The sequence below is a fragment of the Ruminococcus flavefaciens genome (assembly GCF_900108555.1).
Lineage (GTDB): Bacteria > Bacillota > Clostridia > Oscillospirales > Ruminococcaceae > Ruminococcus > Ruminococcus flavefaciens_P.
In genome coordinates this window covers 1-9,142 of sequence record NZ_FNWV01000028.1, presented here as the reverse complement: position 1 = coordinate 9,142, position 9,142 = coordinate 1, and the positions used below count along the sequence as shown (strand labels likewise).

The window sequence follows — 9,142 nt, the reverse complement described above, 5'->3', positions numbered from 1 at the left end:
TCTTGTCCTTGACAATTACATACGGTCTTACATATGCACCGTTGCCAACATCAGTCAATGTTGGGCTGTATACTGCCTGTGCCTTGCCTACTACCTTGATTCCAAGAGTTGCATCAACGTTCTCAATCAGCAGTTCCTTTGCAGGCTTACCTTCACCGGTGTAGTAAACATAACCATTCTTGACGATATCATACTTTTCAGTATCTGTTGTTGCTGTATTCTTAAGTATGATCTTGTCAGTTGTTCCTGCCTTGAGATAAGGCTCTGCAAATGTCAGGTTAGTTGCTGCCTTAGCTGCCGTAATAGCTGTAAACTCAATCTTGCGAACACCACGGTAGTTGTTCTTGCCGATGATTTCAAGTGTATAAACACCTTCTGTAGCAGTGCTTTCAACTGTAAGTTCATAATCAGCAGTATCAGCATTGTTCTCACCGAGTTCAACAAGTTCAGTAGCCTTGCCGTCTGCACCGAGGATAGCTGTATCGTAAACCTTGATAGCATTATCGGAAGCGAAAGTGCCGTCTGCCTTAAGAACGATAGTATCGCCCTCTGTGAACTCTACCTTTATGCTGCTGTCCTTGATAGACTTAGCCTTCTCTGTGACATTCCAGTAGAAATTAGCAGTATTATAATTATATACGACATTACGGAATGCACTGATCTCTTCTTCCGTCGAGATTATAGGAATAATCTGAATCTTATTGTTGTCGTAAGTATTTTCACCTGTCTGCAGATATCTGAACTTCAGCTTGCCTTCTGTAAAGAATTTCTGGAAGTATGCGCTGTCATCATCGGTAAGACCTACGATAGCGTCAATATCAGCCTGAGTTACTGCGGGAAGATCATCACCGTAGGTCATGTTCTTAGCCGCTGCATTTACAGTGAGGTCAATCGGGGCGATGTGAACTGTCTTTACAAGTACCTGATCAGCGTAGCCGTCACAAGTGATAGTTGCTACAACAGTATACTCACCAGCATGAGGATAATAGTTATCTCCGGCAGGATTAGGATAATAAGCATTTACAGGTGCATCAATTGCAGCTGCATTAAAGTCAGCCGCTGTTACCTGTTCCTTGGTATACCTACCCCGATAATACTTATACTCGACCTCAGCGTCTACAGCGTAATCGGAAGCAGGATCGGTAAATGTAACCGCGCCTGTTACAGCCTTGCCGTCGTATACCTTGGTGTAATCGTAACTACCACTACTATCAGTAGTAGCACCGCTGAGCGTCAGAGCAGCCTCGCCAGCCTCAGCAGTAACGATCTGCCATGGAGCCTTAGCAACGCCTGTATAGTTGCCCTTACCCATTACCTGAACTTCGTGTGTACCTGCGGAAGCTCTCTTTGTTGCACCGCCTACGGTGTAGTCGGTGTCGCGAGAGAGAACAAACACATCATCGTCGCCATATGTTATTTCAACTGAAGAGATAGTAAGTTTATAGCCATTCATGGCTGATAATGTGAAAGTATCGCTCTCTATATCATTGAATATCAGCTTGTTTGTATCGGGATCAAAAACGCCACCTTCATTTGATACGATGTCAGCCGCTGTCGTTCCCTCTGCTAAAGGAGCGTTATTTTGGCGACCAAAGTTTTCAATTCCAAATGAAACACTCTTAATAACTTTGCCCGAATTAGCTGTGAGTATGGCATTCAAATCATTATGGCCATCGTTAGAAACCGTTATAGTACCAGTGTTGCTATTCATAGAGCGGTAAGCAAGTTTTACATCTTCTTTTTCTACAGCAAAATTTCGAGATTCTGTTCGTACCCACTCACTATCAATAACTACAGTTGATAAAGCTGTATTTTCAGCCGCCTTAGCAACCTTCTTGACCTCAACCGCCTTAGTTGTGCCGTCGTAGGTGTAAGAACCGCTGTTGCCGTTCTGTGTCCAACCTGTTGTAACGCCGTTGAGCACGATCTGGAGATCTGCAATATTGTTGAGGTTCAGCGGAGCAACAGTGAATGTAGGAGCTATGTATTCCTCGATTCCCTGTGCCTCGTCAGCTGCAATATCAACAGGAAGAACGATGTTGTAGTTATCAAACTTAGCGTCGTTTATAACTGCATATTTGTAGCTGCCTGCGTTGTTGAGACCTGCTGTTGTGTAGTCGGTAGCATTATTCTCATCGAGTGCGTAAACGAAATTAACAGCAGCTGCTGTAGTATCTTCCTGTACAAGCTCATCTACATAGATAGCGCCTGTATTAGTTGTAACAGCATCTGCACCCTCGCCTGTTGTCTTCTGGAACAGAGCCTTATCAGCAGCGATAACACCAGTGAGATCGTCAGCCTTTGCGTCCTCGATAGTGTATGTGAGGTCTGGCATTACGGTGTCGCGGTATGTTATTGACAGATCGTCATCGGGTGTGAGAGTAACATCACGCTTAGCGATAGTGACAGCTACAGAATTATCCTCACCCTCAACAGGCTTGCCGTTATTATCAAGCTTCTGCTTGAATTCAACAGTCTTGAAGTTGCTGTTGGATACTGTTACGTTAGCAGCCTGATTTCCTGCGTTCTTGATGTCGTATGTTTCGTTTCTGGTTTCTGTTTTCGGAACAGTCGTCAAATTAATAGTGTATTCATTTGTCTCATTGCCATATCCATGTGTTATGCTTACTATCTTGAACCACTCGTTATCATTCTTTGTAAGGACGATGTCAGCACCACACTTTATGTCGTTACCATCCAAAGTTAACTGAATACTATTACTTCCTGACTTTACGTATTCACCACAAGTGATCTTTACCTCAGTAAATTCACCGCCACTGCATTCGAAAGTAAGATTTCCCTTCAAAATAACATTACTATATGATCCCACAGAGTTAGCGTTAATACTTACACCACTTGAAGAGATTTCACTATCATAAGTTATATCTGTAGTAACCTCATACTGTCCGCCGCGAACATTGACAAAAGTCTTAGCAGGAACAGCAGGCTGTGCCTCGACGTTATTAGCAGGGTCAGCCGCTACAGCTTCCTTAGCCTTTAACTGGTCGATGAACTCGTCAACGAGCTTCTTTACAGGTGAATCTGCTGCAAGCTGTGTATATGCTTCGTTAGTCTTAACCTCGAAGTCAGTGCTGTCGAGAACTGCACCGTCATAAACAACAGCTTCGAGAGTTTCCTTATTGCCGTCTGTATCAACGTTGTTCTTAGGAGCAACAGTGATGTACTGGCTTACGTCAGCCTGTGCGATAGACCATGAAACTGTCACGCTGTCGGAGTATTTTCCGTTTGCCTCTGCTGTGAGCGCATAGCTGTAGATGCCTGCGTCAGTCTTTTCAGCAGCTGCGTTGTTGTAATCCTTAGCAACAGCTGCTACAGGAGGAGTTGCTGTCTCGTTAGCTGCAACTGCTGTATCAGCAAGCACGATAGTATTATCGCCGCCGTTCTTTACAATGATCTCAGGCTTCTGAGCTGCACTGTTGTAAACGAATGTGGACTTCTTTGTACAAGTGAATAAAACATTAAATGCTTCATCAGGTTCTTCCACCCTGATATATGTTTTAGAATTGTCATCTTTTAGCGTGCATACCCAGTATTCCGCAGGAACATTAACTGTGCTGCCTGATACTTCCAGCGGAACTAAGCCGTCCTCGGTCTGGAGGAAGTAGCTGTTCTTATTCATTGGACGAGCCGCATAAGTGACTTGCTGCTTGAGGTATATGGTGTTGCCGCTTATGCCGTTATCAGGATCTCCGTCTGCGTCAACAGATACCTTCGCTGTAAGAAGGTAGGTCGTACCGATAACAAGAGCGTCACCTGTTACCTTGCCGCCGCTTGCGGTATTGTTTTCAAGATAGATCTCGTCAACATTAACAATGCTGCCGTAACCGTCTGCGATAGTAACAAGCTCATCTTTTTCAAGCTGGTCGCCGTAATAGATAACACCGTCTGCATTGAGAACAGCAACGTTCTCTGTAGTAACGCCGTCCTCCTGAATGTTCATGACATTCGCCTTGCCCACTTCGGTGCTTACCTTGCCGACGTAGTTATTTGTGTGAGAGAGGATATAGCCGCCCTCGGCAGGAGTTGTGGGAACCTCTATCTCATAACGGTAGCTATATGTATTACCGCCGAAAGTCTTATTGGAGCTCTTGGAAGTCAGGTCAAGAGCTGTAGCTGCTGTACTGTCAGCGATAGACTTATTTGTATAGATGTTGTACTTCTTAGTACCTGCGAGCGTATATACGCCGTCTGTTGCCTCAAGAGCCTCAGTAGCGCCGTTTTCAACGATAACTGCGCCTGTCAGAGACGGACTGAGTGTAAGAGAGGCTGTAGCGTATTCGATAGCAGAAGTAACAAACGCAGGAGCAGTGTCGTTGTGGTTAGCGTCGCCCTCAATACGCCATGAAACGCTGTAAGTGCCTGCATTTGTAGCGTTGGGAACATTGGTTGACCACTCAAGATCGGTATTCTCTCCCACCAATTGTGCGTTTACAATTCCTTGTTCACGGTCTATTCCAGTTACCTTAATAGCCGCACCGCCATCATTAGTCTGAGCTATTTCAGTATTGTTGATATAAAGATAATCACCCAAATCGGAAATAGTAATTACATTATTTGCATTACTTTGATATGTATTTGCAGAAAGTACAATGCTATTAATGTTACTAATAGAAAGACTTCCACCATCACCAATCTTAAGTATATCATTTATTGCGAGATCAGCAAAACCGATATTGTCTGAAACAACTTTGCCGAGCGCATACTCGAAAGTACCCTTAGGCGTCTCGGTACCTGTGTAAGTTGCAACAGAGCCCTTGTTATCATCTGTAAGGAGCGAAACAGCCTCGCCTGTATAGCTTACTGTGCCGCCTACAGGTGCGGTGTAGTCGTCAGCTGTGAGGTCAGCCTTGGCGATAGACCATGATTTCAAGATATCGTCGCCGGCATAGTTCCCCTTACCGGTCAAACCTACAGCATAATCCCCTCTGTTTGTCTGAGAGTAATTTCCGTCGCCTAACTGATAATCACCTGAACCAAGCAGTGTATAGGTAGCCTGATTTGTGGTATTAAAAGTTTTATAATATACATTCGGTGTTATCGGACTGCCTGTATAGGGCGTACTGCTTTTGAATCCGTTAGTTTCGTCATACCAGCCGAGTGCAGTGTTTTCAGAGGTGAGGGCGAGAGGGCTGATAGTAACAGTACCTTCTTGAGGATCATCTGCCGTACCGCTTGCCAGATAGTTACTATTAGTCTCGGAATACCACTGAACCACATATTCGCCTGCATCTGTAGCACTGGGAACGTCTGTGCTCCAGTCGCCCCAGTTTTCAGCTGTTGAAAGCTTGTATCTGTAATGGATCGCTGCACCCTCAGGAGCAGTAACAAGCGCCTGTGCAGCGCCGTTATAGGTCAGCTCTGTAGCAGCGTTGACGGTAGGTGCAGAAATCACCTCAAAATGAGCTACAATGTCACTTAAATAATTAAGCTCTCCAGCACTAGCTGAACTACCTTCCCTTGCAGTGCCAAGAAATGCAAAAGTGAAATTGACAAACCTATAACCTGATTTTGCTGTTGCATTAAAGTGATACATTTGACCAGAATAAGACCTTGTGACCGTACCATATTCATTTTCATTTGTTTCTTGAGTTTTATCTACAGCTAAATCATAACTCTCTGCATGAGCAACAAGTACGTTGCCTCCTGTCAAAAAGCCTCCTACGTTTGCAGGTAACGCACCTGCTACAAGAGCCATAGACAGCGCACCTGCTGCCACTCTCTTATACATATTTTTTGTCTTCTTAGAGTTTTTCATAAAGCTCATTTCCTCCTTATTAAAAATATAAATTTCCCGCAGCTGCAAGTCGCTCAAACCCCTAAGACTTTGCCGCTGCAAAATATAAAAAGCGCACCTATAGGCATGATCAGCCTGTCAGCACGCTTTTAGATCATTAAATTGTGAAAGGGCGTAGTTATAGCATCTGTTTTCTTTTAAAGACATAAACTTCTTAAAGTTACATACCTTTTGCATTTTAACTTCAGCCCCTAAAACATGATTTCTTCGTTCTGTATCTTGTCTCTTTATGTTCATATTTTTTCTTTCTGAACATAGTCGTATTATACCACACTGAAAAATAAATGTCACGTCCGATTCTTTGAAATTCATAATTAGTTAATATAAATTGGCAATACTCACAAACCAAGGCTGCTTGTTTAGTATAATTTTACTTTTTTCGAGTAGATTATCAAACTTAAAACTATACACAAAGTACGGAAAAATTGAGTTTTTACTGTGCAGGGACGTTTGTGGAACAATTGAAGTTTAAGCTATGTATGCATATATACATACAGATGCGCAGATTAGCTTATAGATTACTTGAATACATAGATATATTAGGGACGACATTACGCCGTCCTATTATTATATTCCGACCTGCATATAGTATGTATACACCACCTTGTGTCCCATTGATCTCACGCTATTTCGCGGAATTTTCCATTGTTGTTCCGGACACATCATATTACTAATATGCCACACTTTTAAATTATATAGCTCTCACAAATTAATTTGTGAGAGCTAATATTTTCCTACACTTTTCCTACAGTTTTAAGATTTTTTCTGCAAAAGCAATAAGAGTCAAATCAACTTTTGCCCTTGAAAAATAGGTGCAAAACAGGATTCTATTAAAACACAAGAAACTGCCGAAAATCCGTCAGCGTCGGCTTGTGGTCCCGAAGACCGTGGGTTCGAATCCCATCTCCCACCCTCATGAAATAGGCACTTCTGAGAAATCGGAAGTGCTTTTTTCGTTATTTTCCTACAGTTTTCCTACACTTTTTGACGATACTTGCAAAATCAACTGCATATCAATGTCATAAAAAAAGAAATGAAAAGTTCTATCTTTCATCGGGCTGATAACTCTGCTGCCGCGCGATTAATGTTAAAACGTAAAACTATAAGTCCCCGCACTCGCGGGGACTATCTGTATCATTTTTCATAAGTTTTGGAACTATCATGGTACTAAGCTAAATCAGAATTTATATTACAGCTAATCCTCGCAATATATGATTTCATAGTCATCTCCAAGCTCATTACAAAGCTGATCGTAAGCAAATTTTTTCTTCTTATTGTAAATAATTGTATCTTCTTCAGTCCACCATGGAGAATCATCAGGGGCATTATCCATATCCATCATGTTTTCATGATATGCTTGTAGATACCAAAGTAGGTTTTTTAGTTTTTGAGAAATTGGTAATTTCTGTTCATCTACTGCATAATCATAGTCCAAACGTGCAGCCTCATTTGCTGACCAAAGGCAAGTACCGCCCCATTCAAACCAATACTTAAAAACATATTTTGCCATACATTATCTCCCCCAAAATATATACAAATTTCAATTTATCGCAGTAAAACTGCTTACTATCAATATTATACACTGCACTGCCACCCAAAGTCAAGAATACAAATATGAACGAAGAAGTCCCCTCACGGGGACTCTCTGTAACATATCATATTTTACCTTACTTCAAAATCCTCAGGCACATTGTATATTACATTATCAACCTTCAGTCCTTTAGGATCATTCGTTTTTTCCTTGACCTGTTCAAGTATATTATGTAATGAACTCATTCCTATCAACTGACCGTAAACCCGACCTCTATCATCTCCAAGAATAGGCGACCCGAACGCAAAAAACACAGCATCTCTGATCTGAACATAATCTGAAAGCTGACACTTATACGAACCGATCGAAGCATTATCAGGAAAAACAATATCCAATTTATCTCCGCATATGAAAATATCTTCAAAATATTTTTCAGCACAAATTTCTGTTATAAAGCGATTGCATTCAACAGCAAGTGTTCTGTCACCTATAACAGAAGCCGTAGTTTCAACTATATTGTCATATTCTTCCTGCGATTTGATTTGGCTGAATATCTTTAGATATACAGTAACTGCCGCTTGAAGTTTATCCCTTCCTTCAGTTCCTGAATAAGGATAATCTAAAATTGTATTATCGTCCTGAACGATAAAGAAAAACTGCTTTTCGCTTTCATACTGTGATGTTTCCCATTTTTTTGCTATTTCAGCGACCTTAGCTCCGAGTTCGGGTATCACGATATCATTTATCCTGCATTCACCAATCACTTTTGATCCAAAACCGGAGTTAAACACCTTCACATATACGGTTTTCTGATTTCCAAGACGTTTTATGATGTCATCTTTCAGCAGTTCCCAATAATCTGATACTTCATGCTTCTCTTTACTTGCACCTACACGTACGATATCACTGCTGTAAACGCTCCATGAGTGTGAATGACCTGCAAATTCAGATGTGATCCTGCATTTCACATCATTATCAGCTACTGCTTTTAATCCCTGCATAAACGAAAATGCAAAAGAACCTATAGCCATTCCATAAGCTGATTCACTGTCTTCGCCCAAACCTGCACAGATCTCAAAAAAACGCGTTTTCAATACGTCACTGTACATATCAAAGCTGATGTTTACTATTCTTTCCTTTACTTCCCAGACATATGGTTTGATTTTCATTTCCAGTTCGGGAATATAAATAATGTCGTCTCTTGTCTCGGATTTCAGTTCAATGAAGCTTGAAAATTCTCCGTTAAGTATCCTGTCAATTATTTCTTCTTTGGTCAGTATCTTTGATTTTTCTGGTGTCACACTTGCAGTTGGTTCGTTGTTTTCCTTGTTTTTTCTCTTAAAGAAATTAAAGCCCATTTCATCACCTTCTAAAATTCTTATTCTATACGACAAGTTACGCACTTTTTATCCATATTATACACTGTTCTGTCGCCCAAAGTCAAGAATACAAATATGAACGAAGAAGTCCCCTCACGGGGACTCTCTGTATCATTTTCCATAAGTTTTGAATCTATCATGGTACTAAGCTAAATCAGAATTTAGAAGTTCCCTTTCTCGTCTTCCTGTAAAAAACAAATCCGTCCTCTTCTTTTATGATTTGATACCCTAATTTTTCGTAAAAAGCGTTTGTCCGTACATTCCAGCTTGGAGTGTCCAGATTAAATTCTTCGGCAAATGGGTAGTACTTTTCTATGCACTCCATTAAATGAGTTCCATAACCTTTTCTATGATAGATGCTGTCAATAAAAATTCTGCCAATGTACACAGTATTTTTTGTTTCGTCCGAGAATATGA

Annotated in this window: 5 protein-coding genes; all 5 read right to left on the bottom strand. The window is 41.3% G+C overall.

What is annotated here, in order from left to right; translation table 11 throughout:
- Positions 1-5,776: hypothetical protein (locus tag BLW60_RS16060; RefSeq protein ID WP_139283451.1), on the bottom strand; the 5,776-nt coding region annotated here is incomplete at its 3' end.
- Between the two features lie 1,234 nt (positions 5,777-7,010).
- Positions 7,011-7,325, bottom strand: coding sequence for a hypothetical protein (locus BLW60_RS16055; protein ID WP_074719179.1), 315 nt, complete (start codon positions 7,323-7,325; stop codon positions 7,011-7,013).
- Positions 7,326-7,477: 152 nt separating this feature from the next.
- Positions 7,478-8,704, bottom strand: coding sequence for a DUF6348 family protein (locus tag BLW60_RS16050; RefSeq protein ID WP_074719177.1), 1,227 nt, complete (start codon positions 8,702-8,704; stop codon positions 7,478-7,480).
- A gap of 20 nt (positions 8,705-8,724) precedes the next feature.
- On the bottom strand, positions 8,725-8,865 hold the full coding sequence (locus BLW60_RS17055) for a hypothetical protein (RefSeq protein WP_207645954.1): 141 nt from the start codon (positions 8,863-8,865) through the stop codon (positions 8,725-8,727).
- Between the two features lie 14 nt (positions 8,866-8,879).
- Positions 8,880-9,142 (bottom strand): GNAT family N-acetyltransferase (locus BLW60_RS16045; protein ID WP_175460959.1); only part of this gene is annotated, 263 nt, incomplete at its 5' end.

Excerpts from the sequence above, each read along its gene's own strand:
- BLW60_RS16055 (WP_074719179.1), bottom strand. The coding sequence starts at position 7,325 with ATGGCAAAATATGTTTTTAAGTATTGGTTTGAATGGGGCGGTACTTGC.
- BLW60_RS16050 (WP_074719177.1), bottom strand. The coding sequence starts at position 8,704 with ATGGGCTTTAATTTCTTTAAGAGAAAAAACAAGGAAAACAACGAACCA.
- BLW60_RS17055 (WP_207645954.1), bottom strand. The coding sequence starts at position 8,865 with ATGATAGATTCAAAACTTATGGAAAATGATACAGAGAGTCCCCGTGAG.